18 protein-coding genes and 1 rRNA gene are annotated in these 25,606 nt (G+C 67.5%); 9 read left to right on the forward strand and 10 right to left on the reverse strand.

Annotated elements, in window-relative coordinates; translation table 11 throughout:
• The 4 genes from rrf to AB4Y91_RS00020 all read left to right on the forward strand — a co-directional run.
• Window positions 1-88: ribosomal RNA gene (gene rrf, locus AB4Y91_RS00005) — 5S ribosomal RNA — on the forward strand; the annotation flags it as partial.
• Between the two features lie 318 nt (window positions 89-406).
• Window positions 407-694, forward strand: a complete 288-nt coding sequence (locus AB4Y91_RS00010) for an HU family DNA-binding protein (RefSeq protein ID WP_011776355.1) — start codon at window positions 407-409, stop codon at window positions 692-694.
• Window positions 695-804: 110 nt separating this feature from the next.
• Window positions 805-2,958 (forward strand): cytochrome c oxidase assembly protein, encoded by a 2,154-nt coding sequence (locus AB4Y91_RS00015; RefSeq protein WP_441416547.1) that lies wholly within the window; start codon window positions 805-807, stop codon window positions 2,956-2,958.
• Window positions 2,958-4,922, forward strand: coding sequence for an NHL domain-containing thioredoxin family protein (locus AB4Y91_RS00020; RefSeq protein ID WP_441416548.1), 1,965 nt, complete (start codon window positions 2,958-2,960; stop codon window positions 4,920-4,922). The genes AB4Y91_RS00015 and AB4Y91_RS00020 overlap by 1 nt, the downstream gene beginning before the upstream one ends.
• Before the next feature lie 123 nt (window positions 4,923-5,045).
• Here AB4Y91_RS00020 and AB4Y91_RS00025 read toward each other — a convergent pair whose 3' ends face one another.
• The 4 genes from AB4Y91_RS00025 to AB4Y91_RS00040 all read right to left on the reverse strand — a co-directional run bounded on the left by AB4Y91_RS00025 (window position 5,046) and on the right by AB4Y91_RS00040 (window position 9,566).
• A complete protein-coding gene (locus AB4Y91_RS00025) occupies window positions 5,046-6,038 on the reverse strand; it encodes a hypothetical protein (protein WP_441416549.1) in 993 nt (330 codons plus the stop codon).
• 120 nt (window positions 6,039-6,158) lie between these two features.
• The gene (locus AB4Y91_RS00030; RefSeq protein WP_441416550.1) at window positions 6,159-7,859 is read right to left on the reverse strand and encodes a helicase HerA-like domain-containing protein; all 1,701 of its coding nucleotides are present in this window, start codon (window positions 7,857-7,859) and stop codon (window positions 6,159-6,161) included.
• A 75-nt stretch (window positions 7,860-7,934) separates the two neighbouring features.
• Window positions 7,935-8,636 carry a type 1 glutamine amidotransferase domain-containing protein gene (locus AB4Y91_RS00035; protein ID WP_441416551.1) on the reverse strand — a complete coding sequence of 234 codons (702 nt, stop codon included), beginning with the start codon at window positions 8,634-8,636 and terminating at the stop codon, window positions 7,935-7,937.
• A gap of 60 nt (window positions 8,637-8,696) precedes the next feature.
• Window positions 8,697-9,566, reverse strand: coding sequence for an aldo/keto reductase (locus AB4Y91_RS00040; protein ID WP_441416552.1), 870 nt, complete (start codon window positions 9,564-9,566; stop codon window positions 8,697-8,699).
• 178 nt (window positions 9,567-9,744) lie between these two features.
• Between AB4Y91_RS00040 and AB4Y91_RS00045 the strand changes: the two genes are divergently transcribed.
• On the forward strand, window positions 9,745-10,734 hold the full coding sequence (locus tag AB4Y91_RS00045) for an LLM class flavin-dependent oxidoreductase (protein ID WP_441416553.1): 990 nt from the start codon (window positions 9,745-9,747) through the stop codon (window positions 10,732-10,734).
• 72 nt (window positions 10,735-10,806) lie between these two features.
• Here the strand turns inward: AB4Y91_RS00045 and AB4Y91_RS00050 are convergent, their stop codons facing one another.
• Window positions 10,807-11,919 (reverse strand): GmrSD restriction endonuclease domain-containing protein, encoded by a 1,113-nt coding sequence (locus AB4Y91_RS00050; RefSeq protein WP_441416554.1) that lies wholly within the window; start codon window positions 11,917-11,919, stop codon window positions 10,807-10,809.
• Window positions 11,920-12,302: 383 nt separating this feature from the next.
• Between AB4Y91_RS00050 and AB4Y91_RS00055 the strand changes: the two genes are divergently transcribed.
• On the forward strand, window positions 12,303-14,450 hold the full coding sequence (locus AB4Y91_RS00055) for a discoidin domain-containing protein (RefSeq protein WP_441416555.1): 2,148 nt from the start codon (window positions 12,303-12,305) through the stop codon (window positions 14,448-14,450).
• 56 nt (window positions 14,451-14,506) lie between these two features.
• Here the strand turns inward: AB4Y91_RS00055 and AB4Y91_RS00060 are convergent, their stop codons facing one another.
• The 3 genes from AB4Y91_RS00060 to AB4Y91_RS00070 all read right to left on the reverse strand — a co-directional run bounded on the left by AB4Y91_RS00060 (window position 14,507) and on the right by AB4Y91_RS00070 (window position 17,001).
• Window positions 14,507-15,433, reverse strand: coding sequence for an AEC family transporter (locus AB4Y91_RS00060; RefSeq protein ID WP_441416556.1), 927 nt, complete (start codon window positions 15,431-15,433; stop codon window positions 14,507-14,509).
• Window positions 15,434-15,593: 160 nt separating this feature from the next.
• Window positions 15,594-16,022: an aspartate 1-decarboxylase gene (panD, locus tag AB4Y91_RS00065; RefSeq protein WP_441416557.1), complete on the reverse strand. Its 429-nt coding sequence runs from the start codon at window positions 16,020-16,022 to the stop codon at window positions 15,594-15,596.
• 70 nt (window positions 16,023-16,092) lie between these two features.
• The gene (locus tag AB4Y91_RS00070; protein WP_441416558.1) at window positions 16,093-17,001 is read right to left on the reverse strand and encodes a LysR substrate-binding domain-containing protein; all 909 of its coding nucleotides are present in this window, start codon (window positions 16,999-17,001) and stop codon (window positions 16,093-16,095) included.
• A 142-nt stretch (window positions 17,002-17,143) separates the two neighbouring features.
• On the opposite strand from AB4Y91_RS00070, the gene AB4Y91_RS00075 reads away from it, so the two are divergent.
• On the forward strand, window positions 17,144-18,607 hold the full coding sequence (locus AB4Y91_RS00075; protein WP_441417821.1) for an amino acid permease: 1,464 nt from the start codon (window positions 17,144-17,146) through the stop codon (window positions 18,605-18,607).
• Between the two features lie 250 nt (window positions 18,608-18,857).
• Window positions 18,858-22,418 carry a bifunctional proline dehydrogenase/L-glutamate gamma-semialdehyde dehydrogenase gene (locus AB4Y91_RS00080; protein ID WP_441416559.1) on the forward strand — a complete coding sequence of 1,187 codons (3,561 nt, stop codon included), beginning with the start codon at window positions 18,858-18,860 and terminating at the stop codon, window positions 22,416-22,418.
• Window positions 22,419-22,575: 157 nt separating this feature from the next.
• Here the strand turns inward: AB4Y91_RS00080 and AB4Y91_RS00085 are convergent, their stop codons facing one another.
• Entirely contained in the window at window positions 22,576-22,932 is a 357-nt protein-coding gene (locus AB4Y91_RS00085) for a hypothetical protein (RefSeq protein ID WP_441416560.1), read from the reverse strand.
• 218 nt (window positions 22,933-23,150) lie between these two features.
• Window positions 23,151-24,005, reverse strand: a complete 855-nt coding sequence (locus AB4Y91_RS00090) for a LysR substrate-binding domain-containing protein (protein ID WP_441416561.1) — start codon at window positions 24,003-24,005, stop codon at window positions 23,151-23,153.
• 160 nt (window positions 24,006-24,165) lie between these two features.
• On the opposite strand from AB4Y91_RS00090, the gene AB4Y91_RS00095 reads away from it, so the two are divergent.
• A complete protein-coding gene (locus tag AB4Y91_RS00095; RefSeq protein WP_441416562.1) occupies window positions 24,166-25,530 on the forward strand; it encodes an MFS transporter in 1,365 nt (454 codons plus the stop codon).
• Window positions 25,531-25,606 lie beyond the last annotated feature (76 nt).

Below are 25,606 nucleotides of genomic sequence, written 5' to 3' on the forward strand. Positions count from 1 at the left end.
CGGTCCCATCCCGAACCCGGAAGCTAAGACCCACAGCGCCGATGGTACTGCACCCGGGAGGGTGTGGGAGAGTAGGTCACCGCCGGACATACATTAGGTCGAGAGCCTCCAACCACCAGGTTGGAGGCTCTCCCCCTTTAACCCCAAAACCACCCACCACGGCACCCGCCCACCGCCGTCGTGCACCGCCGCCGCTGCGTCGTCGGCCGGCACCGGCCCGGGTAGCGTCCGCTGACGGCTGAAAAGGTACTCCAGGGCGCTCGAAATCCGGAATTTTTCCCAAAAAAGGGCGAAAACACGCGGAATTTGCCACCTCGGCGGCGGCAAGCTGGTAAGTTTTCGAAGAGTGGCTTGCACGCATGCCGCGTGCAGGCTTCAGAAATTAGAACCGTCCAGGAGGACATAAATGGCTAAGAACCGTAGTGAACTTGTTGCAGAGGTAGCTGGCAAGGCCGGCACCAGCCAGGCAGCCGTCAACTCCGTGCTCGATGCACTGTTCGAGGTTTTCGAGACCTCTGTCGCCGCGGGCGAAAAGATCACCATCCCGGGCTGGCTCGCCGTCGAGCGCACCGACCGTGCAGCCCGCACCGGCCGCAACCCGCAGACCGGCGAGACCATCCAGATCGCCGCCGGCCACAGCGTCAAGCTGACCGCCGGTTCCAAGCTGAAGGCTGCAGTCGCCAAGAAGAAGTAGTCTTCTTCAAACGCTTGAAAGGAGCGGCAACCCCTCGGGTTGCCGCTCCTTTGCGTTAACCGCCGCCGAGAGGATTCGGCGCGCGGGCAGGGGTAGCGGACAATGGAGTTGTGCCTTCCGCAGCGAAACCCCAGACTTCACCAGCGACCACCCCGACGGGCGGAGCGCGTGGCCGAGGTGCCGGAGCGCCGGGAATCTCCGGGCCCTGGCAGCTCGCCGGCCTGGCCGCGCTGTTCCTGGGCCTGGTGGCGGCACTGCTCTTCTCCGGGGCGGCCGGAGCCCGCGAAGTTTCGGATCCCGGCGCGCTGGTCCGCTGGGGGCTGCCCATCAGCAAGGCCATCCACAACGTCTCCCTCGCCACGGTAATCGGCGGCCTCATCTTCGCCGTCGGCATCCTGCCCAAGGATCTCTCCGGCCGCCAGTCCAAGGACAAAGCCGCCCCCGAGCATCCCGCCTTCACACGCGCCCTGGCCGTCGCCGCCGTCGCCGGCATCGCCTGGACCCTCTCAGCGGTTGCAGTGCTTGTCCTGAGCTACTCGGACATCGCGGGCCAGGCGATCTCAGGGGACCCGGAATTCACGAAGTCCCTCGTCTACTTCATGACCGACATCGAAACCGGCAGGGCCTGGCTGGCCGTCGTCATCATCGCTGCTGTGACCACCACTGCGCTGTTCGGCGTCCGTTCGAGGGGTGCACTGGCGTTCACGCTGATCCTTGCCGTCATAGGGCTGGTGCCGGCGGCGCTGATCGGCCACTCGTCCAGCTCAAGCGACCACGAAGGCGCGATCAACTCCCTGGGCCTTCACCTCTTGGGAGTCTCGGCCTGGGTGGGAGGCATCATTGTGCTGGCCCTCCTCTCCGGCGTTCTTGGTGCCGCTACGGCCGCCGGAGCCCCGGGCCGGGCCGACATCACGGAACCGACCCTCCGCCGCTTCTCGGCCCTGGCCGGCTTCGCCTTCGCACTGGTCTTCGCCTCCGGCGTGGTCAACGCCAGCATCAGGATCTCCAGCTGGGCAGACCTGTTCGGGTCGGCGTACGGACAGCTGATCCTGGCCAAGACGGTGGCCGCGCTCGTCCTGGGCGGCGTGGGATTCATGCACCGCCAATGGGTCATCCCTCAGTTGGGCGTCAAGGGGGCCGGCCTGACCGCCCGCCGTGTGCTCTGGCAGCTGGTGCTCGTGGAGCTGCTGATCATGGGTGCGACGTCGGGAATCGCCGTCGCGCTCGGCCGCTCGGCCCCGCCGCAGCCCAGCACCTTCGCCGCGGACGCGTCGCCGGCCTTCATCCTCTCCGGCTACGAACTGCCTCCCGAGCTGACCCCGCAACGCTGGCTCACGGAGTGGCGGCTCGACTGGCTTTGGGTCGCCGTCGCCGTCTTTGGCCTGGTGTCCTACTTCCTGGGCATCCGCAAAGTCCGCCAGCGCGGCGACGCCTGGTCCTGGTTCCGGACCGTCAACTGGGTCATCGGCCTGGTGGTCCTCACCTACGTGACCTCCGGCCCGCCCTCGGTCTACGGCCGGGTCCTGTTCTCGGCGCACATGGTCGACCACATGGCGCTGACCATGGTGGCCCCCATCTTCCTCGTCCTCGGTGCCCCCGTCACGCTGGCGCTGCGGGCACTGGCCGCGCGGCGGGACAGCTCCCGCGGGCCGAGGGAATGGCTGTTGATCTTCGTGCACTCGAGGTTCTCGCAGCTCGTCACTCACCCGCTCTTCGCCGCGGCGAACTTTGCCGGGTCGATTGTGCTGTTCTACTACTCGGATGCCTTCGGCTACGCCATGCGCGACCACGTGGGCCACGAACTGATGAACCTGCACTTCGCCCTGACCGGTTACATCTTCGTGCTGACCATGATCGGCACAGACCCGTTGCCCCGCCGGGCGGCGTACCCGATGCGGCTGCTCCTCCTGCTGGCCACCATGGGCTTCCACGCCTTCTTCGGCGTCGCCATCATGGGCGGCACCGGGCTGCTGGCCGCCGACTACTTCGGCAACCTGGGCCGCAGCTGGGGCCCCTCGGCCCTGCTGGACCAGCAGATGGGCGGCGCGGTGGCCTGGGGGATCGGCGAAGTGCCCACCCTGCTGGTGGCGATCGGCGTCGCCGTCATGTGGTCCCGCTCCGACGCACGGGAGTCCAAACGGACCGACCGTGCCGCGGACAGGAATAACGACGCCGATCTCACCGCTTACAACGATATGTTTGCCCAGCTCGCCGAACGCGACGCGAAGCTGGCAGAACGCAATTCAAAGCTGGAAGGACGCTGATGAGCGAAACCGTACGCACCCACCTCCGGGTCCGGGCCTCCGAACTCGTAGGCCGAGGCTGGTTGAACACCGGCGGCAAATCCCTGGACCTCGAATCCCTGCGCGGCAAGATCGTGCTGCTCGACTTCTGGACCTTCTGCTGCATCAACTGCCTCCATGTCCTGGACGAGCTCCGGCCGCTCGAGCAGCAGTACTCGGACGTCCTCGTGACCGTCGGCGTGCACTCGCCCAAGTTCGAGCACGAAGCAGATCCGGTGGCCCTGGCGGCCGCCGTGGAGCGCTACGAGATCCGCCACCCGGTCCTGGACGACCCGGAGCTGGACACGTGGAAGGCGTACACCGCCCGTGCATGGCCCACCCTGGTGGTCATCGACCCCGAGGGCTACATCGTGGCGCACCTTTCCGGTGAGGGCCATGCGGACGGCCTGGCCGTGCTCATCCCCGAACTGATCGCCGAGCACGAAGCGAAGGGCACCCTGCACCGCGGCGACGGCCCGTACGTGGCCCCGGAGCCGACGTCGGGCACGCTGCGGTTCCCGGGCAAGGCCCTTTACCTTCCGGCCGGCCGCGGCGACTCGGCCGCAGCGGCCGACGCCGGCTCCTGGCTGGTGACCGACACCGGCCACCACCGCCTGGTCGAGCTGTCCACCGACTTTGAGACGGTGCTGGGCACCTATGGTTCGGGCGAGAAAGGCCACGCCGACGGCGGTGCCGCCGAGGCCCGCTTCAACGAACCGCAGGGCCTGGTCCTGCTTCCGGAGGACGTGGCCGCGAAGGCCGGCTACGACGTCGTGATTGCCGACACGGTCAATCACCGGCTCCGCGGGCTTTTCCTCGCGGACGGCAGCGCCACCACCCTTGCCGGCAACGGGGTACAGCGGCTGCTCGAGACCGGCCCGGCGCGCGTGGACGAAGAGGGCGCCGCCTACGGTGGCCGGCTTGAAGCGGATCCGCGGCAGGTCTCGCTGAGCTCGCCCTGGGACGTCGTCTGGTCCAGCAAGCTCAACGCCGTCGTGGTGGCGATGGCCGGCGTGCACCAGATCTTCAGCTTCGACCCGGTTACCGGTGCTGTGTCCATCATCGCCGGCAACGGCCTCGAAGGTTTGCTCGACGGCCCGGCCGCGGAGGCCTGGTTCGCCCAGTCCTCCGGCCTCGCCGAAGACGCCGACGGCAACATCTGGGTCGCCGACTCGGAGACCTCGGCACTGCGCAAACTCGTGATCGCCGACGACGGCGCCATCACGGTCGAGTCCGCCGTCGGCAAGGGATTGTTCGATTTCGGCTTCCGCGACGGACCGGCGGCCGAGGCCCGGTTCCAGCACCCGCTGGGTGTGACGGTCCTGCCCGACGGTTCGGTGGCGATCGCGGACACCTACAACGGTGCCGTCCGGCGCTACGACCCCGCTACCGGCACGGTGTCAACGCTCGCGAGGGGGCTGTCCGAGCCCTCCGACGTCATCGTGGACCACACCCAGGTGGCCGGCACCGAGCCGCTGCTGGTGGTGGTCGAGGCGAACAAGCACCAGCTGGTCTATGTGCCCATCCCCAAGGAAGCGCAGCAGGTGGACGAAGGGGCGGCGCAGACCCACCGGCCCAAGAGCCCGGTGGCCCCAGGTCTGCTGTCCTTGACCGTGCGGTTCACGGCCCCGACCGGGCAGAAGCTGGATGACCGTTGGGGTGACCCGACGCAGCTGAAGATTTCCTCCACCCCGCCGGAGCTGCTGGTGGCCGGCGGCGGGACCTCCGTGGGCCTGCTCCGCACCCTGGAGCTCGCCTCCGACGTCCCCGAGGGCGTGCTGCACATAACCGCACGGGCCGCGGCTTGCGACGGTCCGGAGACCGAGGACGGGGAGATCCCGGATCACGCGGCGTGCCACCTGTACCAGCAGGACTGGGGCATCCCGGTGCTGCTGCAGGCCGACGGGGACACCGAGCTGGTCCTGGACCTGCGCGGCATGGACTAAGCGCCCGGCTGGAGTCCTGAGGTACTTGGCGCTGTGAGGCTGCCGTCCGTGGCTTGGGTGTCACGGACGGCAGCCTTTTGCGTGTCCGGGGGAGCCGGCGGCCGCGGCCGCCGCACAGCAGGCTTAGTTGCTTAGCTGCGGGGTGAGCTTGACCGTGTCGCCGTCGATGTCCAGGCGCGTGGTGAAGCTGAAATCGTGGACTGCGTTGAGCTCCGTAACCGCGCCGGTGAACAGGTCCACCTGACGTGCCTTGATCCGTGCCTTGCCGTCCAGCGGCGCGACGACCCAGCGGCCGCCGAAGGGCTCGATGCTGACGGCCGGATAGTCGGCGATGCTCCAGTCGATCGTGCCGTCCACGACCCGGTTGTTGGTGGCGTGGTAGAACGGGCAGTCCGGCTGAAGCCGCTGCTGCTTGTCCGCCTGCTCCGCGCAGCTGTCCAGGAACTCCTTGACCTTCGCGGTGACGGCGTCCTTGAGCCCGTCCGTGGCCTGGGTGAGCAGGTTCAACGGCGCCGAGGGCATATCCCGACTGGTCACGGTTGTCCGGGTCGCGGGGGCGGCGAAGAACTGGCCGTTCAGGGCCGCCTCGTACTCGCCGGGGTAGAACACGGCAAAGGAGTTGCGACCGTTGGGCATGTTGACCGGGACCCCGTTGAGCAGGGCCTGGTTCGAATTCACGACGGTGACGTCGATCACCGGCAGCGCGGCCGGGACGAAGGACCAGTCATGGAAGAAGAGCCACTGGGTGCCGGACCGTTGCAGCAGGAACTCGGTGCGCAACTGGCTGCCGTCGATGGTGTAATCGATCGGAACCATGACCTGGTTGCCGCCCTGGTCCTGCGCGTTGCCGATCTTCACGTCGGATATCCTCGCGGCGGCGGTCTTCAGCGCCTCTCCGTCCAGCATCGCCGGGTTGCTCTGCGGCACGGAGGCGTGAAGAAGGCCGAGCGCCTTCTCGCCTTCGCCCTTCTGCAGCGCGTCCAGATACTCGCGGACCGGCTGCTGGGGGCTGGCAATGGAATTGTTCACCAGATTGATCGCGACGACCGCGCCGGCTATGGCGAGCATCAGGCCCAACAGCCACACGGCTGCAATCCTGACCAACGCCTGACTCATCTGCACGTACCTTACGTTACCTGCACGCCCGCTGAACGCAGGTGTCACGGGCGCCCGTTGTGACGTGCACCATGCCCGCCGGGCGGTCCCGGCCGCGGCGGCCCGGTTGCGGAAGACCGCCTAGCGCCTGCGCCGCCGGGATGAGGTGCCGAAGACGCCCCGGAGCAGCTCCCGGCCGATTTGCGTGCCCAGCGAACGTGCCATGCTCTTGAGCCCACCGCCGAGGGCGCCGCCCAGCGCGCCGGCGAGGTCGCCGGCCATTCCGCCGCTGGATTCCTGCGGCTGCGGGGCGCGACGCTGCGGGGTGCGTTCCCGATCGGGCGTCGGCGACTGTGTGGAGCGGCTGCTGGGTCGGCCGAGGATTTCTTCCTCGATCCGCCGGGCGTCGGCATCGACGGCGTTGGGGTCCAGGCCGGTGCCGGAACCCGAACCGGCGTCGGACCCGGCGGCGGGGCCGGTGGACGCTGCCGACTGGCTCGCGAGCTTCTCATAGGCGGAGACGTTGTCCACGGCGGTGCCGTATTTGGCGAGTAGGGCGGACCCGGCCACAGTGCTGGCTATTAGCGCATCATCGCTCGGTCCCATCACGGACTCCGGCGCCCGCAGCCGGGTCAGGGCCACCGGGGTGGGCGCGCCCTTCTCATTCATGACCGTGATCACGGCCTCGCCGATTCCGGCCGAGGTCAGCGTCTCCTCAAGGTCGTAGTCACTGATCGGGAACGTGGAAACCGTTGCCTTGAGTGCCTTGGCGTCCTCGGGGGTGAAGGCGCGCAGGGCATGTTGCACCCGGTTCGCCAGCTGGCCCAGGACGTCCGCGGGGACATCCTTCGGTGTCTGGGTCACGAAGAAGATGCCCACGCCCTTGGACCGGATCAGCCGGACCGTCGTGGTGATCGCGTCAAGGAAAGCCTTGGAGGCGCCGTTGAACAGCAGGTGCGCCTCGTCCAGGAAGAACACGAGTTTCGGTTTGTCCAAGTCGCCCGCCTCGGGCAGGTCCTCGAACAGGTCCGCCAGCAGCCACATCAGGAAGGTGGAGAACAGCATGGGCTTCGTCTGCAGGGTCGGCAGCTCCAGGCAGGTCACGACGCCGCGGCCGTCGGGGGCGGTCCGCAGCAGTTCAGCGGTGTCGAACTCGGGCTCGCCGAAGAACTTCTCCATCCCCTGCGCCTCAAGCGTGATGAGTTCGCGCAGGATGACGCCGGCGGTGGACTTCGAGAGGCCGCCGAGGTTCTCCAGTTCGTCCTTGCCCTCGTCCGAGGTCAGGAACTGGATGACCGCGCGCAGGTCTTTCAGGTCGATCAGTTCGAGGTTGTTCTTGTCCGCGAAGTGGAAGACCAGCTGCAGGCTGGACTCCTGGGTTTCGTTGAGCTCCATCACGCGGGACAGCAGGATGGGGCCGAAGGAAGTGATGGTGGACCGGACCGGTATGCCGGCGCCGTCGCCGCCGAGGGCCAGGAATTCCACCGGGAAAGTCTTGCCGGACCAGGCCTGCCCGATGCTGTCGGTGCGCGCCTTGAGTTTCTCTGAACCGGCGGCGGCCGTGGCGAGGCCGGAGAGGTCGCCCTTGATGTCCGCGAGGAACACCGGGACACCGGCGGTGGAGAGCTGCTCAGCCATCATGTGCAGGGTGACGGTTTTGCCGGTCCCGGTCGCACCCGCCACCAGGCCATGGCGGTTCATCATGGCCAGCGGCAACCGGACAGGGGCTTCCTTGTGGAGCTCGCCGTCGACGATCGCGGCCCCCAGCTCAATCGTGGGCCCCTCCAGGGTGTACCCCTTCTGGATGGTGGCGACTTTATCTGCAGTGGATTTGATGGCCATGCCGTTAGCTTAGCCGGGTCCGGAAGACCGGACCCGGCCACGGCCGATGTTTATTTTTCTGCTTCGCCGCCGTCGTTATTCGGCGAGGGCCTTGAGGACTTCCTTCGCCACGTCCTCGCTGGACTGCGGGTTCTGTCCGGAGATGAGGTTGCCGTCGCGGACCACGTGTGAACTCCAGGCGGCCCCGTTTTCCACGACTGAGCCCTTTTCCTTCAGCTCGTCCTCGACGAACCACGGCGTGTTCTCCCCGGTGCCGCCACCCAGTTCCTCTTCATTGGTGAACACGGTGAGACGGCGCCCCGCGAAGGCGAAGTTCCCGGCGTCGTCGACGGCGCTCAGCAGGCCGGCGGGACCGTGGCAGAAGGGCGCGATGACCTTGCCGGCCTTGTTCGCCTCGATCAGCAGCCGGCCGAGGTCCGCATCCTCAAACAGGTCGGCCATGGGGCCGTGGCCGCCGGGCATCACGATCGCGTCGTACCCGGAAAGGTCGACGTCGGCCAGCACCAGCGGGGCGGAGAGCTCGGCGTCGATCTCGGCCAGGTACTTGCGGAAGCCGTCGGCGCGGTCCTGGCCGCCGGCGGATTCTGCGGCCAGGCTGACCTCGTCCACTGTGGGCTTGGCGCCGGCCGGAGTGGCGATGCGGACGGTGTGTCCGGCGCCCAGCAGGGTCTGGTGGGAGACCACGAGTTCCTCGGCCCAGTAACCGGTGGGGTGCTTGCTGCCGTCGCGCATGGTGAGGGAATCTGCTGCGGATACGACCATCAGGATGTTAGCCATGTTCTTGCTCCTGTTCTGCCGGCCAAGGAGCCGGTCAAAGGTGGGGATGGGGGTGGGTTCTTAGCGTGCGGCTTCGAGTTCGGCGAACGTCGCGTCATCGAGGACGACGCCGGCGGCGGCCAGGTTCTCTTCGAGGTGCTTGACCGAGCCGGTGCCCGGGATCGGCATCATGACGGGTGAGCGGCGAAGCAGCCAGGCGAGGGCCACCTGGGAGGTGGTGGCGCCCAGCCGCGTGGCGGCCTCATCCAGGGGGCCGCCCGGACGGGAAAGTTCGCCGGCCGAGATCGGGGCCCACGGGATGAAGCCGATGCCGTGCTCCTCCGCGTAGTCGAGGACATCCTCCGAGCTGCGATCCGTCAGGTTGTAGCGGTTCTGCACGGTGGAGACGGTGAAGTACTGGCTGGCCTGCTCCAGCTCGGCCACGCTGACCTGGGACAGGCCCAGGGCCTTGACCTTGCCTTCTTTCTGCAGGTCGCGGAGGACACTGAACTGCTCTTCCGGATCGACTTTGGGATCAATCCGGTGCAGCTGCAGCAGATCCAGCGCGTCCACCTTGAGCTTGCGCAGGCTCAGCTCGGTCTGCTGGCGCAGGTACTCGGCCCGGCCCAGCGGCACCCATTCGTTCGGACCGGTGCGCGTGAATCCGACCTTGGTCGCGATTTTGAGGCCGTGCTTGTAGGGATGCAGGGCCTCCGCAAGGATCTCCTCGCTGATATTGGGCCCGTAGGAGTCGGCCGTGTCGATGAAGTCGACGCCGAGCTCGACGGCCCGGCGGACGACGGCGATGGCCGTGCCCCGGTCAGCGGGTTCGCCCCAGACACCGTCGCCGACGATGCGCATCGCGCCGAAGCCCAGGCGGTGCACCGTGCCCAGCTCCTTCAACTCGATCGTTGCGGATGATTCCGGATGCTGTGGGTTGTCGTGGCTCATAAGGGCGGCAACCCACTAAGGGTGCTGAGTATTCCTTCCGCGCACTCCTGCCGGTGATTCCGGCCGCGCAGAAATAAGCCCGGCCCCGCCGTCGTTGGCACCAGTATGCGCCTGCCGGAATCCGGCTTGCGCCAGATTTTCCAGACACCCTGCTCCGCTACGAAAGGCCGGCTTTTCCGTGACTGTTCCGCTTTCCATCCTTGACCTGGCAATCATCGGCAAGGGCCAGACGGCGGCGGAAAGCTTCGCCGGCAGCGTGGCCATGGCGCAGCGCGCCGAGGAACTGGGCTACCGCCGGATCTGGTACGCCGAGCACCACAACATGTCGTCCATCGCCTCCTCCGCGACGAGCGTCCTGATCGCCCACATCGCCGCGCATACCAGGACCATCCGGCTCGGATCCGGCGGTGTGATGCTGCCCAACCACGCGCCGCTGACCATCGCCGAGCAGTTCGGCACGCTCGAGACCCTGCACCCGGGCCGGATCGACCTCGGCCTGGGCCGGGCCCCCGGCAGTGACCAGAACACCATGCGCGCCCTGCGCCGCGACCCGATGAGCGCTGACAGCTTCCCGCAGGATGTCCTGGAACTGCAGGGCTACCTGACCGGTCCTACCCGCATCCCCGGTGTGGAGGCCACCCCCGGCAAGGGCACCAACGTGCCGCTCTACATTCTCGGCTCCTCGCTGTTCGGGGCGAAGCTGGCGGCGCAGCTGGGCCTGCCCTACGCCTTCGCCTCGCACTTCGCCCCCAACGCCCTGCAGGACGCCGTAGCGCTCTACCGCCGTGAATTCCGGCCGTCCGCGCAGCTGGAGGCCCCGCACGTGATCGCCGGCGTCAACGTGATCGCCGCGGATTCCGCCGCCGACGCGCAGGCAATGTTCCAGGCCACCAAACGGGCCCGGGTCTCGCTCTTCTTCGGCAACGGCCGCGTTTTCAGCGACGACGAGGCGGATATGATCCTGGACTCCCCGCAGGGCCAGCACATGGCGCAGATGATGAAGTACTCCGCCGTGGGCACCCCGGGCGCAGTGCTGGAATACCTGGACGAGTTCACGGCGCACGCCGACGCCGACGAATTGATCGTCGCGCACCAGAGCGCCGGAGTGGAGGACAGGCTGCGTTCCGTGGAGCTCCTCGCGGAGGTCGCCGGGCTCGCCCGGGTCTGAGCCGGGACAGCGCCCGCCAGACGCGCCCGCCGGTGCCCTGAAGGGCGCCTCGATCAGCCTTTCAGGCGTGGGCTACTCGCAGCCGACGCCGTCGCCGTCGCGGTCCAATTTGCTGCTGTAACCGGGCTGCCCCAGCCGGATGGGTGCGGCGCCCGCGGCCCTGACGGCAGTGCAGTTTGCGTAGTACACCGCTGCCGGAACGGGCGCTGCCGGAACGGGCGCAGGCGGGGCGGGTGCCACCGGGGCGGGTGCCGTGGCCGGGGCTTTCCGCGCCGGCGGAGCGGCCGGCGCGGGAGTCGTCGGCTGCCGGCCGGTGGGGGCCAGGGCGCCCGGGCAGTCCGCCAGGATCCGCGCCATCGCGTCGTGCTCGGCCCGGGTGACCCACAATGCGTAGCTGGCCTTGACCGAGATCTGGCGCGCCACGTAAGCGCAGCGGTAGGACTTGTTCGGCGGCAACCAGGTGGCGGCGTCGCCGTCGCTCTTCTGCATGTTCGCCGGGCCGTCCACGGCCAGGAGGTTGAGCGGATCGTTGGCGAAGGCGAGCCGCTGGGCGGGGCTCAGCCGCTGTGCGCCTTTTTGCCAGGCGTCACTGAGGGCCACGACGTGGTCGATCTGGACCGCGCTGCTGGTGTCGGCTCCGCGGCGGAAGTTGATGAGCCTCGCGGTGTAGGGGTCCTTCAGAATCCCGGAAAGCACCACGCAGCCCCGGGTTCCGGGCTTGAGCGCCTCCGCTGTGAGGTCGCGGCGCAGCGTGTCGTTGCGGGTGTCGCAGCCGTTCCGGTCGACGTCGGCCCAGGCCTGTCCGAACTGGCCACGGGAGTACCCGGTCTTGGGCGCCCTCCCCTTGACCGGCAGCGTGGCCAGCACCTCAAGCGCCTTGCTGGCGTAGGCCGGCTGCTTATGTGGGGCCGACGCCCCGGTCAAAGCGGCTGTGGGCGCGGCCACCGGCGTCGGAGCGGAACGGGACGTGGCGGACCCGGGGGGCGCCACACCAGGTGATGCACTCTCGACGGCGGACTTACCGGGGACAGCTGCGGTTCCGGCGCAGGCGGTGGACGAGACCAGCAGCAGCCCGGCGACGCCGCAGGCGATCCAGTCGACGGCGCCCCTGCGGCGGCCGGTGTCGGATGGAACCCGCCCGTTACCAGCTCCGCGTGTATTAATCCTGCGCAATTCTTCCCCCATTACTTGCCCCGCTGCTTGCCCCACTGCTTGCCCGTCGGCGGGCCGGTGTCCGGCCTTTCACAGCCTACCGGCGGAGTCCCCGACGTCGGGCCGGTGCCACGCCGGGGTCCCGGCGGGCGAGGGACCGCTCGGTCATGCAGCGGGGAAGGGCAAGAAGTCCGTAGCTATTTCCGGCACGTCCGTGCACACTGGGATTTGATCGTCAACAACCAGTACAGCGATGCCCTTTGGGGGCGGGTGGCGCGCGGCATGAGGCCGGGGCTGCCCCAACAAGTTCCCCCGAGCCTTGAACGGACAACACCGGACCCGAGGATGCCATGGCGCCTGACCCCGAGCGTAAGAAGCGGACTCTTCGACCATCTCGGCGTGCAACCATGATCTCCGTGGCGGCCCTTGCTGCGGTGGGTCTCTGGCTTGGTTCGACCGTCGCGATGCGGGGCGCGGGGCCAGAGCCGCTTCCGCACGCCGACGGCATCATTAGCATCGAGATGGACAATCCGGTGAACAAGTTCGATGGCCACCGCGCCATGGGGGTCGGCGTCGACGGCCTCGAAGAAAACGAGATCGACCGGGTGTGGTCGCCACCGAATGTCCAAGCCATGAAGTCAGCCGGATTCGGCCCGGTGAGTTACCGGCTGCGCACCGAACTGGGCGTCAAGGCGTGGCACTGGAACCCGCACGGGACGTGGAGCCAGCCGGACAAGGAGCAGGGGTACTGGACGTCGTCGTCCGAGCCCGCGGAAGATTATGGGGTCTCGTACGGCTACCGCCTTCCCCGGCGCGGCAACACCATCGATCAAGGAAAGAACAGCGGCCACTCCCGCTTGAACGACGGCGACGTTGACACCTTCTGGAAGAGCAACCCCTACCTGGACGCCCACTTCACCGGAGAACCTGACAGCCTCAATCCGCAGTGGATCATGGTTGAGTTCCCGCAGGCCCTGCCGATGGACACCGTCCGCTTCGATTGGGGTACCCCGTACGCCACCCGGTTCAAGGTGCAGTACTGGACCGGCCGCGACGCGCGCTTCCCCGTTGACAAGGGCACCTGGCGTGACTTCCCGCAGGCCGTGCAGCAGGGAACCGGGGGGACCCAGACGGTACGGATCGCTTCCACGCCGATAAACGCCCAATACGTGCGCATCCTGTTCACTGCGGACTCGAACACCGCCCCTGCTGGGTCCCGCGACATCCGCGACCGGCTGGGGGTGGCCGTGCGAGAAATCTATATCGGGCAGCAGCAAGGCGGTGCGTTCCTCGACCACGTTCGGCACCGGACGTCCCAACGGCAAACGGTCATGTGGACCTCCTCGACGGACCCGTGGCACAGCAAGGACGACATCGACAAAGATTATGAGCACGCCAGCTTCGAGCGGCTTCTTGCCAGCGGGATTACCAAGGACGAGCCCATGATGGTCCCGGTTCCGGCCCTGTACGGAACGCCCGACGACGCCGCGGCCCTGGCCCGCTACCTCGGTAAGCGCGGCTATCCGATCAAACGGATTGAGATCGGTGAGGAACCGGACGGTCAGCTCGCACAGCCGGAGCACTACGGGGCGCTGTACGTCCAGATGGCCGCGGCCATGCGGGCTGTGAACCCGTCCCTGGAGTTCGGCGGCCCGGGCTACCAGACCACACTGCCCGACTGGGTGCACTGGCCGGACGACAAGGGGGTCCGGTCCTGGACCGGTCGCTTTGTTTCCTACCTGCGGCACCGCGACGCAATGTCGGACTTCGACTTCTTTTCCTTCGAGTGGTACCCCTTCGATAATGTGTGTGCCGACCCCGCCGGGACTCTGCCGCAGAACCCGGAGTTGCTGAGGCGGCTGCTCAAACGCGAGGAGGATGCCGGCCTGCCCGCCGAAGTTCCCAAGGTCATCACGGAGTACGGCTATTCCTCGTTTGTCGGACAGGTCGAACTGGAGCTGCCCGGCGCCATAGTCAACGCGGAAACGTCCGCCATGTTCCTGGCGATGGGCGGGGAGAGCAGCTACTTCTACGGCATTGAGCCGAACTGGGTGTTCCAGGACGAAGTCGGCGAGAAATGCGATACGCGGGGCAACCTGATGCTGTTCCAGTTCTACGATGAGTGGGAAATCCGGCCCGTGGCCGCCTACCAAGCTGCCAGGCTGGTGAACCACAGTTGGCTGGAGGCCGGCACCGGCAGCCACACCATGTTCCAGACCACCAGTGACGTGCGCAACGCGAAGGGCCAGGAGCTGGTCACTGCCTATACGGTGCGACGCCCCGACGGCAAGCTCAGCGTGCTCCTGTTCAACAAGGATCCCAAACGGGCCATCACCGTCCGGCTGATGCAGGAAAAAGACGGCAATTCCCAGGTTGTTAAGGGCGGCCTGGAGCTCGACCAGTACTCGGCCGAGCAGTACAAGTGGAACCCGTCACACGGCAGGGGCAACGGAGGGTATCCGGACCCGAATGACCCGCCGGTGAGCACCAGCGTAGGCACGGACAGGCACGCCACCATAACGCTGCCGCCCTACAGCATCTCAGTGGCTACTGCCCCGGGCTAAGGAGCGGCGCATCACGCAGGTGCTGGGCGCCGTCGTCCGCCCGCGCCGGGTGCTTCTCAGGCGAGGAGCAGGGCCACCCCGATCATCGCGGGGACGGCCACCACGGTGGTGATCAGCACGGTGTCTTTGGCGACGGTGAGCCCGGTTCTGTACCGATTGGCCACCACAAAGACGTTCTGCGCCGTCGGCAACGCGGAGGTCACCACCACGGCGAAGAGTGCCTGGTCCTGCAGGCCAAGGGCGAACCGGGCGAAGAGGAAAGCCAGCAGCGGGTGGACGATGAGCTTGAAACCGCTGGCCAGCAGGGTGTCGGTCCGGCGTTCCGCCGAGGCCTGCAGCGGCCGGGAGCCGTTCAGGCTCATACCGAAGGACAACAACATGGCCGGGATCGCGGCGCCTCCGATCAGGTGGATGGGCTGCAAGATGAGTTGCGGAATCTCCCAGCCCGTCCCGGCCACCAGCAGCCCGAGCCCGGAACCAACGATCATGGGATTCCGCAGGATCATCAGGGCAAAACTCAGCGGCGTTGTCCGGTGGGCGCTAGTGGTGGCATCCAGGAGCATGAGGAACAGAGGCGTAAAGAAGGCCAGCTGGAAGATCAACAAGGGCGCCACATAGCTGGCGTCACCCAGGACATATACGGCGATCGGAATGCCAAGGTTGGCGGAGTTGGCCAGGGACGCGCTCATGGAGGAGACCAGGGCTTCGGGCAGGGAGCGCTTTAGCAGAAGGCGCACGACGCCGAAGTAGATGGCCGCCGTCGTGACCGCCCCCACCGCCGTCACCAGTAGTGGAGCGGCGAAGACGTCGTTCAGCCTGGCTTTGCTGAGCGTCTCGAACAGCAGGGCCGGGCTCGCCACGAAGAATGTCAGCGCGCTCAGGACGGAGCGGGCGTTATCGCCCAGAATGTTGCGCCGGCCGACGAACATGCCGACCAGGATGATGAACCAGACGACGAAGAAGCCGGCCAGGACGCCTAGCATGCGGCAGTCCGTGACGGCGTGGTCGGGTCAAGGGTGTCAGGCACCGTCCCACAATAATCAGATTTTCCCCGCCAACCCTTCAGGGCTGGCAACGGGGCGACATGAACCTGTCCGCGCGGGAGCGTCCCGGGAACTTTCGGCGGGGTCTGCGGCTGGCGCGTTAGTTCAGCGCGGCGTTGTTCAGTGCGTGCGGCGGGCGCGTCAGGCCGGCGGTGTGGCCCTCCGCGGGGTCGCTGCCGATCTGGACCACCTTGTTGTCCTTGTCCACATGGACCACCCTGGGGGTGTAGGCCTTGGCCTCTTCCGTGGTCATCTGGGCATAGGTGATCAGGATGACGATGTCATTTTCGTGCATCAGGTGAGCGGCCGCGCCATTGATGCCAATGACACCGGAGCCGCGCTCGCCGGCGATCGTGTACGTCTCAAGCCGGGCACCGTTGGTGACATCAACGATCGCCACGAGTTCGCCTGGCAGGATGTCGGCGGCCTCCAGCAGGTCCAGGTCCACGGTGACCGAGCCGACATAGTGAAGGTCCGCGTGGGTGACCGTGGCGCGGTGGATTTTGGACTTGAACATTGTGCGATTCATAACGTCACCAGTCTAACGCCGGCGCACGCGGCGCGCTGTGAGCCAGGAAACACCGCCGAGGAGGCCCGTGTCAGGCCGCGGGGGCGATGGAAGCGGCCGTCTCGGCGAGGACCTCGCGCGCCGCCAGGATGGCCGGGCGCGTAGCGCTGGAGCGGCGGACGGAGGTGAAGACGGTGCGGTGCGGGTCCCCCGGGAGATCGATCAGTTGCGCCGTCGTGCCTCGCCCGGTCCAGACCAGGTCCGGCATCAGCGCCACCGCATTGCCCGACTCGATGAGCCGGATCTGGGCCTGCAGGTCGGCGGTTTCAAAGCGCACGTCCGGCTCGAACCCCGCGCTCCGGCAGGCCTGCTCGGCCCAGTGCCGGGACGCCGCACCGCGGGGTTCCATCACCCAGGACATCCCCGCGGTGTCGGCCAGGCACGTGACGGCGGGACGCTCCGGGGAAGCGGGCGGCACTGCCAGGCGGATCGCATCGCCGGTCAGGCGGATCCGGTCCAGTTCGGCGTAGCGGGGTGCCGCGTGGCCCGGATACTGCTCGGCGATGACCAGGTCGAAGTCCCGCGCCCAGGTTTCATGCAGGGCCGTTTCGGGTTCGCGCTGGATCATCTCGATCCGGACCTCCGGATAGCTTGCGGACATCCGGGTCAGGGCATCGGGCATCAGGGCCAGGGCCGCGGATTGGAAGACGGCGATCCGCACCGTTCCGGTCACGGTGGTCAGCGAGGCTGCGAGATCGGCCTCCGCCTGCTCCAGGGTTTCCAGCAGCTGGGCGGTGTGGGCGACCAGCACTTCGGCCTGCGGGGTGAGCTGCACCCGGCGGCCCGTCTTCCGCAGGAGCTCGACGCCGGCTTCCTTTTCCAGCAACGCCAGCTGCTGCGAGACCGAGGACGGGCTGTACTGCAGAGCTTCGGCGACTTCGGCGAGGGTGCCCCGGATCTTGAGTTCGCGCAAGAGGCGCAGCCGCCGGACGTCGAGCATCGCTATTCCTTTGTGAATTCTAATGGTTATTGATTAGGAGAATTCACTTTATCTAATGCAATCGGGCTTGCATACTGTTGTCACTGAGTTACCCCCATCACAGGGTGGATTGATGGGCGCCACTTCCGAGCAGGAGACCCTGATGAGCACCAGAGATTTAACCAAATCAATCATGCGGCGCAAGCCCATCGACGACATCGAAGAAGAGAACAAGCACAGCGGCCTGTTCAAAAGCCTTGGCCTCTGGCAGCTGACGGCCATCGGCGTCGGCGGCATTATCGGCGTCGGCATCTTCTCGCTCGCGGGCCTCGTCGCCCACGGCAGCGAGAGTGAACCCGGCGTCGGCCCCGCCGTGCTGTTCTCCTTCCTGATCGCCGGCCTGGCCTCCGCGGCCGCCGCCCTGTCCTACGCTGAATTCGCGGGCATGATCCCCCGCGCCGGTTCGGCCTACACCTACGGGTACGTGGCCCTGGGCGAGGTGATCGGCTGGTTCATCGGCTGGGACCTGCTGCTGGAATACATTGCCATCGTGGCGGTGGTGGCCATTGGTATCTCCGGCTACTTCGACGCGTTTCTCTCCGGCATTGGCATCCACATGCCGACCTGGATGACCTCCACGTTCGACGAGGGCAAGGGCGGCATCGTCAACCTCCCCGCGATTGCCGTCTGCCTGCTCGTGACCTGGATCCTCTCCCGCGGCACCAAGACCTTCGGGCGCTTCGAGCTCGTGGCCGTCGCCATCAAGGTCGTCCTGATCCTGTTCATCATCGGCCTGGGCATTTTCTACATCAACACCAACAACTACAACCCGTTCATGCCCAGCGGCTTCGGCCCGGTGCTGGCCGGCTCCGCCACCGTGTTCTTTGCCGTGTTCGGCTACGACGCGATGAGTACGGCTGCGGAGGAGGCCACGGACGGCAAGAAGCACATGCCGAAGGCGATCATCCTGTCCCTGATCGTGGCCATGCTCCTCTACGTCGCGGCGACCCTGGTCCTCACCGGCATGCAGAACTACAAGGACATCGATCCCAAGGCCGGCTTCGCGTCCGCCTTCAACGGTGTCGGCCTGCCGGTGATCGCCACGATCATCTCCGTCTTCGCCGTGCTGTCCATCCTGACCGTCATGCTGACCTTCCTGCTCGGCGTCACCCGCGTCTGGTTCTCGATGAGCCGCGACGGGCTGCTGCCGGGCTGGTTCGCCAAGACCGACCGGCACGGCACCCCGCAACGCGTCACCTGGATCGCGGGCGTGGCCTCGGCCGTGCTGGCCGGCGTCTTCCCGATCAAGGCCGTGGCCGACCTGACGAACATCGGCATCCTGGCCGCGTTCGTCGTCGTCTGCCTCTCGGTGATCATCTTCCGCTACAAGCGTCCGGACGCCCCGCGCACCTTCCGGCTGCCCTTCATGCCGGTGGTTCCGCTCTTCGGCATGCTCGCGTCCGCGTTCCTGATGCTTCAGCTGCACTGGGAGACCTGGGTCCGGTTCGGCGTCTGGCTGGTCGTCGGGCTGGCCATCTACTTCGGCTACGGCCGGAAGCACTCGCTGATGAACCCGGACAGCCCGCGGCATGAAGAAGCCGTGGAGATGCACCGCCACGTCGGCTAAACCGCCTACGCTCCCTCACGGTCTGCGGCCCTTATCCGGGTGCTCCGTCAGATCCGGCCCAATTCCGGCGAACCCTCCCTCACCTCGTGGGGGAGGGTTCGCCGTTGGTGTGCCCGAGGTGGGGGAGGGGCGCTGGAACGTGCGATTTTCCTAACCAGTATTGCTCGGAAAACATCGCTTTATCTTATGAAAATCCGGTCGCATACTGATTCAAGAACGGTCCACATATTGAGAAAGAACGAGTGCCACCATGACCAACACCTCAACGGAATCCGGCCTGAACGCCGGCGCGCACGCGGGCAAGGGAGCCACGCACGCCGCCGTTTCGGAAGGCTCGCCCGTGCTTGAGGCTGCAGCCCTCGCCGAGGAGGCCATCTCGCTGGTCCGCCGCTGGCTCACGGCGGCAGCCAAGGTCCCCGTCGACGCCTCCGCCGCGCAGCTCGCCGGTGTGTTGAAGGACCCGAACGGCCTGGACTTCACCGTCGGATTCGTCGACGGCGTCGTGCGCCCCGAGGATCTGCAGGTCGCCGCCCGCAACCTCGCCGCCCTCGCCCCCAAAGTCCCGGCGTTCCTGCCGTGGTACATGCGCAGCGCCGTCCGCCTCGGCGGAACGATGGCCCCGGCACTGCCCCGGGTGGTCATCCCGATCGCACGCCGGGTGCTCCGCGAAATGGTCGGCCACCTCATTGTCGACGCTACCGACGCCAAGCTGGGCCCGGCCATCGCGAAGATCCGCAAGGACGGCATCAAGCTGAACGTCAACCTCCTCGGCGAGGCCGTGCTTGGCGAACACGAGGCCTCCCGCCGGCTCGAAGGCACGCACACCCTGCTTGCCCGGCCCGATGTGGACTACGTCTCGATCAAGGTTTCCTCCACCGTGGCCCCGCACTCCGCCTGGGCTTTCGACGAGGCCGTGGAGCACGTGGTCGAAAAGCTCACCCCGCTCTTCACCCGCGCCGCATCCTTTGCCACCGACGGGCAGAAAGCCAAGTTCATCAACCTGGACATGGAGGAATACAAGGACCTGGACATGACCATCGCGGTCTTCACCCGGATCCTGGACAAGCCCGAGTTCAAGAACCTCGAGGCCGGCATCGTGCTCCAGGCGTACCTGCCGGACGCCCTCGCCGCCATGATCCGCCTCCAGGACTGGGCTGCCGCCCGGCGCGCCGACGGCGGTGCCGCCATCAAGGTCCGCGTGGTCAAGGGCGCCAACCTGCCGATGGAACAGGTCGAAGCCTCGCTGCACGACTGGCCGCTCGCCACCTGGAGCACCAAGCAGGACTCGGACACCAACTACAAGCGCGTCATCAACTACGCGCTGCACCCGGACCGGATCCGCAACATCCGGATCGGCGTCGCCGGCCACAACCTCTTCGATATCGCCTTCGCCTGGCTGCTGGCCAAGCAGCGCGGCATCGCGGATACCGCACAGCAGGGTATCGAGTTCGAGATGCTGCTCGGCATGGCCCAGGGCCAGGCCGAAGCGGTCAAGCAGGACGTCGGCTCGCTCCTGCTCTACACGCCGGTGGTCCACCCGGCCGAGTTCGACGTCGCGATCGCCTACCTGATCCGCCGCCTCGAAGAGGGCGCCAGCCAGGACAACTTCATGTCCGCGGTCTTCGAACTCAGCGAAAACGAATCCCTCTTCGAGCGTGAGAAGCAGCGCTTCCTCGCCTCCCTCGCCAAGCTCGACGACGAGGTCCCGGCCCCCAACCGCCGGCAGAACCGCGCCCTTCCGGCCGCGCCGATGCCGCACGACTCGTTCGAGAACACCCCGGATACCGATCCGTCGCTGCCCGCGAACCGCGACTGGGGCCGTGCCATCCTGGGCCGCGTGGCGACGTCGACCCTGGGCAATGCCGCCGTCGAAGCAGCCACGATCAACGACGAGGCAACGCTCAACGCCGTCATCGATACCGCCCTTGAGAAGGGCAAAGCCTGGGGCGCCCTCTCCGGCGCCGAGCGGGCCGAGATCCTGCACCGCGCCGGTGACGTGCTCGAAGCCCGCCGCGCCGATCTCCTCGAGGTGATGGCCAGCGAAACCGGCAAGACGATCGACCAGGGCGACCCCGAGGTCAGCGAAGCCGTGGACTTCGCGCACTACTACGCCGAGTCGGCCCGCAAGCTCGACGACGTCGACGGCGCTACCTTCGTGCCGGCGAAGCTGACCGTGGTGACGCCGCCGTGGAACTTCCCGGTGGCCATCCCGGCCGGTTCCACCCTCGCGGCACTCGCCGCCGGGTCCGCCGTCGTCATCAAGCCGGCAAAGCAGGCCCGCCGCAGCGGCGCCGTGATGATCGAGGCCCTGTGGGAGGCCGGCGTCCCGCGCGACGTGCTCACCATGGTGCAACTGGGCGAGCGTGAGCTCGGGCGGCAGCTGATCTCCCACCCCGCCGTGGACCGCGTCATCCTGACCGGCGGTTACGAGACGGCCGAACTGTTCCGCTCCTTCCGCAAGGACCTGCCGCTGCTTGCCGAAACCAGCGGCAAGAACGCCATCATCGTCACCCCGAGCGCCGACCTGGACCTGGCGGCGAAGGACGTTGCCTACTCCGCCTTCGGCCACGCCGGCCAGAAGTGCTCCGCGGCGTCCCTGGTGATCCTCGTGGGGTCCGTCGCGAAGTCCAAGCGCTTCCACAACCAGCTGATCGACGCCGTGACCTCGCTCAAGGTCGGCTACCCGGAGGACCCGGCCAGCCAGATGGGCCCGATTATCGAACCCGCCAGCGGCAAGCTCCTCAATGCGCTGACCACCCTCGGCGAGGGTGAAGCCTGGGCCGTGGAGCCGAAGCAGCTGGACGACTCCGGCAAGCTCTGGAGCCCGGGTGTGCGCCACGGCGTCCGGCGCGGGTCCTACTTCCACCTCACCGAGTTCTTCGGCCCGGTGCTCGGCGTCATGACCGCCGAGACCCTGGAGGAGGCCATCGCGATCCAGAACCAGATCGAGTACGGCCTGACCTCCGGCCTGCACTCGCTCAACTCGGACGAACTGGCACTCTGGCTGGACACCGTCGAGGCCGGAAACCTCTACGTCAACCGCGGCATCACCGGCGCGATCGTGCAGCGCCAGCCGTTCGGCGGCTGGAAGAAGTCCGCAGTGGGTGCCGGCACCAAGGCCGGCGGACCCAACTACCTCGCCGGACTCGGCGAATGGGTCAGCAAGCCCAGCACCGCAGCCGAGACCGGGGCGGTGGCCCCCGCCCCGCTGCACTCCGGCGTCCGCCGGATCGAGGACGCGGCCAAGGGTTTCCTGACCGCCGAGGAACTGGCCCCGCTGCAGCGCTCGCTGGCCTCCGATGCCGTGGCCTGGGCCGGGGAGTTCGGCACCGCCAAGGACGTCTCCGGGTTGAGCGCCGAACGCAACGTGTTCCGCTACCGCCCGCTGCCGGTCACGGTGCGCCTCTCCGAAGGGAAACCGCTTGGCGAACTCGTCCGGACCGTTGCCGCCGGCGTCCAGGCGGGATCAACGCTCGCGGTGTCCAGCGCCGTCGAGCTGCCGTCCCAGTTGCGCGCCGTACTCGCCGGCCTGGGCATCGCGATCACGGTGGAGAACGACGCCGACTGGCTGACCTCCGTGGCCCGGCTCGCCGGGGCCGCTAAGCCGTCCGTGACGCGGATCCGCCTGATCGGCGGGGACGCGAAGGCGCTGGCAGACGCCACCGGCGGCCGTCCCGACCTGGCCGTCTACTCCCACCCGGTGACGGAGGCCGGGCGGGTGGAGCTGCTGCCGTTCCTGCACGAGCAGGCCGTCAGCATCACGGCGCACCGCTTCGGCACCGCCAACCACCTCTCGGACGGGCTGGTCTGACTCTCCGGGCCCGGCCTAGTTCTCCCGGGCCGTGGCGCCGCCGAGGCAGGTAGAGTTTCCCGGCAGACAGCATCGCCGCCGCAACCGCACCAGGGTGCGGGAGCGGCGGCGATGGCCGTTTAAGGGGCGTGCGGTTCCAGCAGCCCGGGTGCAGTTCTCAGCCTAGGTACCAGCCTGGCGGCACCCAGGACGCCGGGACGGCGTGCGCTGAGAAGTCCTCGCATCCCGAGCAGAAGTAGGTGACCTCGCCCAGTCTGCTGACGGAGCCATCCCGGCGGTGCTTGGCGGGAACGAACGTCTCGAGGTACACAAACTCGTCGGTCCCGCACCGCTCGCAATAGGGGATCCCGACGAAGTCGTCGTCGCTCCGGGCGAGGGGGGCGTGCGGGTCGAGCCGGCCGAGGCCGGGATGCGGCACGCTCTCGAGGCGTGCCGTTGCCGCCAGGGGCCGGGCGGCATTCAGCGGGCGGCTGGACCGCACTGTGGGGTGGGGGTGGTTTATGGCTGGCGTCATTGCTGGCCTATCCCGAGCGCTTTCCGCCGTTGCCGCTCGGAGCGACAGGGGAGAGCGTTCGTTTTTCGAATAGTGGTGGCGGGCCTCTGCTTGACCTTCAACAAGGTCAGGATAGGGCAAGTACCACCTGTGTTCAATGGGTGCGTACCGACCCGTCCGGCCGAGTAATTTGGGAGTAGGTACCGGGTCCCGGCTGAGTAGGTACCCGGGTAGGCGAGCTAGGTGGAGCGGTTGAGGGCCCGGCCAACAATGGTCTGGGTGAGCGCTTCAATGACCTCCGTGTTGGCCAGCGGGTTGCGAATCAGGGTGAAGTCGACGTCGCCGACGGGCGGCAGGTCGAAACGCCGGGTGATGATTTTCAGGTCCTCCGGAACCAGAGAGGACGGCATCACGGCGACGCCGATGCCTGCCCGGACGGCGGCGAGCACGCCGCTGATCTGCCGGGTGGTGCAGGTGATGCGCCAGGTCCGGCCGGTGGCTTCGAGGGCGTCGATGGCCAGCTTCCTGCTCAGGCTGGGCGCGGGGTAGGCGATCAGCGGCACCGGATTGCCCGGGTCCAGGACAGTTTGCTCCAGCCCCACCCAGGAGAAGGAGTCCTGCTGCACCACGGTGCCGTCCTTGGCCCCGGCCACCCACTTGACGAAGACGAGGTCCAGCTGGCCGGCATTGAGCCGTTTGTAGAGCTGGTCGCTTTGGCCCACCGTGAGTTCGAGGTTGATCTGTGGGTAGATCTGGCGGAACTCGCGCAGGATCCGGGGGAGCCCGGTGATCGCCAGGTCGTCCGCTGTGCCGAAGCGCAGCCGGCCGCGCATGGCCGATCCGGAGAAGTAGCGGGCGGCGGAATCGTGGGCGGCAAGGATGCTGCGCGCGAAGCCGGCCATGGCGTCGCCGTTGTCCGTCAGGCGCACATCGCGGGTATCGCGGGCTATCAGGGTGCGCCTGGCCGCGGCCTCCAGTTTCCTGACGTGCTGGCTCACGGTCGGCTGCGCCAGTCCGAGGCGTTCTGCCGCCCTCGTGAAGCTCAGCGTCTCGGCCACCGCCAGGAAGGAACGGAGCTGGGCGGGTTCAAACATGCGGCCTCCCGGTCAGTGCGTCTCTTGCTCGGTCCACCATCGCCCCCAGTCCATTGCGTTTCGTGATGCTAGTTATGCGCTGAATAGCCTTCCATTATCGATTGCGGCTAGCTTAGCGTTAAGCCAACCCCCGTAGGCCCCGTTCCCCTGAGGATCTTCCGTGCCACCCCCTCCGCCTCTTCAGGCCGCCGATTCCCAGCATGACCACCCCGCGCAGCTCTCGCTGCCACCTGTCACCCAGCCGGTCGGCGTCGTCAGTGAGCGGCTGCCGTGGCGGCACACCTTCATTTCACTCAAGGTCCGCAACTTCCGGATTTTCGCGGTCGGGCACTTCATCGCGGTCGTCGCCCTGTGGATGCAACGGATCGCCCAGGACTGGCTGGTGCTCCAGCTCTCCGGTTCCGTCACCGCCGTCGGCGTCACCGTGGCCCTGCAGTTCCTGCCCTCGCTTCTTCTGGGCCCCTGGGGCGGCATGATGGCCGACCGCTTCGCCAAGCGGAAAATCCTGGTGCTGTGCCAGTGCGCGGCCGCGGTCCTGGCGGCAACCCTCGCAAGCCTGGCCCTGACGCAGCGGATCGAGGTCTGGCACGTCTACACGATCGCGCTGGTCCTGGGTCTGGTCACGGTGCTGGACCAGCCGGCGCGGCAGGTCTTCGTCAACGAACTCGTGGGCCCGGCGTATCTGCGGAACGCCATCAGCGTGAACTCCACCATCTTCCAGCTCGGCGGCTTGATCGGCCCGGCCGTTGCGGGGGTCCTGCTCAGCGCGGTGGGGGCGGGCTGGGCGTTCGCCGCCAATGCGGTGGCATGCTGTTCCACGCTGACGATGCTCCTGGTCCTGCGCAGGGACGAGCTGCACCTCACGCTGCCGGCCGCCAAACGGAAGGGCATGCTCAAAGAGGGGCTGCGCTACGCCCTGGCCAAGCCCACGATCTACTGGCCCTGGCTGATGGCGGGCTTCGTCGCGGTGTTCGCGATGAGCCTGCCGGTGCTGCTGGCGGCCTTCGCCGACCACGTGTACCACGCCGGTGCGGGCGGCTACGGGCTGCTCAACTCTTTGGTGGCACTCGGGGCACTGGCCGGGGCCATCACATCCGCCCGGCGCCGGCAGCTCCGGCTGCGCTCGGTCATGCTGGGGGCAGGAATGTACGGGCTGATGCTCTGCCTGGCCGCCGCGGCACCTTCGAGGGAGTGGTTCGGTGCGGCCATGGTGCTGGCCGGCTTCTGGTGCCTGATGTTCCTCACCGCGGCCAACCAGCTCGTCCAGGTCAGCGCCAACATGGGAATCCGCGGCCGGGTCATGAGCCTGTACATCATGGTGCTGATCGGCGGGCAGGCGATCGGCGGTCCGCTGATGGGATGGCTGGCAGAGCACCTGGATCCCCGCACGGCGATCCTGGTTTCCGGCGGCGTGCCCGCGCTGGCGGCCGCGGTGGTCGCCGTCGTGCTGGCCCGGCGTGGCGAGCTGACGCTCAAGGTGGACCTGAAGGACCGGCGGCGCCTGCTCCGGATCGTCCCGGCCTAGGCTTTCCGCGCCGGCTACGACTTTTCGCGCCGAAAACGGACAGCCGCTACGCGGATCGGCGTAGCGGCTGACCGGA

The organism is Arthrobacter sp. YAF16, assembly GCF_052113385.1.
Classification (GTDB): domain Bacteria; phylum Actinomycetota; class Actinomycetes; order Actinomycetales; family Micrococcaceae; genus Arthrobacter.

Coding starts and splice junctions, on each gene's coding strand:
- AB4Y91_RS00010 (WP_011776355.1), top strand. CDS start 407: ATGGCTAAGAACCGTAGTGAACTTGTTGCAGAGGTAGCTGGCAAGGCC.
- AB4Y91_RS00020 (WP_441416548.1), top strand. CDS start 2,958: ATGAGCGAAACCGTACGCACCCACCTCCGGGTCCGGGCCTCCGAACTC.
- AB4Y91_RS00025 (WP_441416549.1), bottom strand. CDS start 6,038: ATGAGTCAGGCGTTGGTCAGGATTGCAGCCGTGTGGCTGTTGGGCCTG.
- AB4Y91_RS00030 (WP_441416550.1), bottom strand. CDS start 7,859: ATGGCCATCAAATCCACTGCAGATAAAGTCGCCACCATCCAGAAGGGG.
- AB4Y91_RS00035 (WP_441416551.1), bottom strand. CDS start 8,636: ATGGCTAACATCCTGATGGTCGTATCCGCAGCAGATTCCCTCACCATG.
- AB4Y91_RS00040 (WP_441416552.1), bottom strand. CDS start 9,566: ATGAGCCACGACAACCCACAGCATCCGGAATCATCCGCAACGATCGAG.
- AB4Y91_RS00050 (WP_441416554.1), bottom strand. CDS start 11,919: ATGGGGGAAGAATTGCGCAGGATTAATACACGCGGAGCTGGTAACGGG.
- AB4Y91_RS00060 (WP_441416556.1), bottom strand. CDS start 15,433: ATGCTAGGCGTCCTGGCCGGCTTCTTCGTCGTCTGGTTCATCATCCTG.
- panD (WP_441416557.1), bottom strand. CDS start 16,022: ATGAATCGCACAATGTTCAAGTCCAAAATCCACCGCGCCACGGTCACC.
- AB4Y91_RS00070 (WP_441416558.1), bottom strand. CDS start 17,001: ATGCTCGACGTCCGGCGGCTGCGCCTCTTGCGCGAACTCAAGATCCGG.
- AB4Y91_RS00075 (WP_441417821.1), top strand. CDS start 17,144: ATGAGCACCAGAGATTTAACCAAATCAATCATGCGGCGCAAGCCCATC.
- AB4Y91_RS00080 (WP_441416559.1), top strand. CDS start 18,858: ATGACCAACACCTCAACGGAATCCGGCCTGAACGCCGGCGCGCACGCG.
- AB4Y91_RS00085 (WP_441416560.1), bottom strand. CDS start 22,932: ATGACGCCAGCCATAAACCACCCCCACCCCACAGTGCGGTCCAGCCGC.
- AB4Y91_RS00090 (WP_441416561.1), bottom strand. CDS start 24,005: ATGTTTGAACCCGCCCAGCTCCGTTCCTTCCTGGCGGTGGCCGAGACG.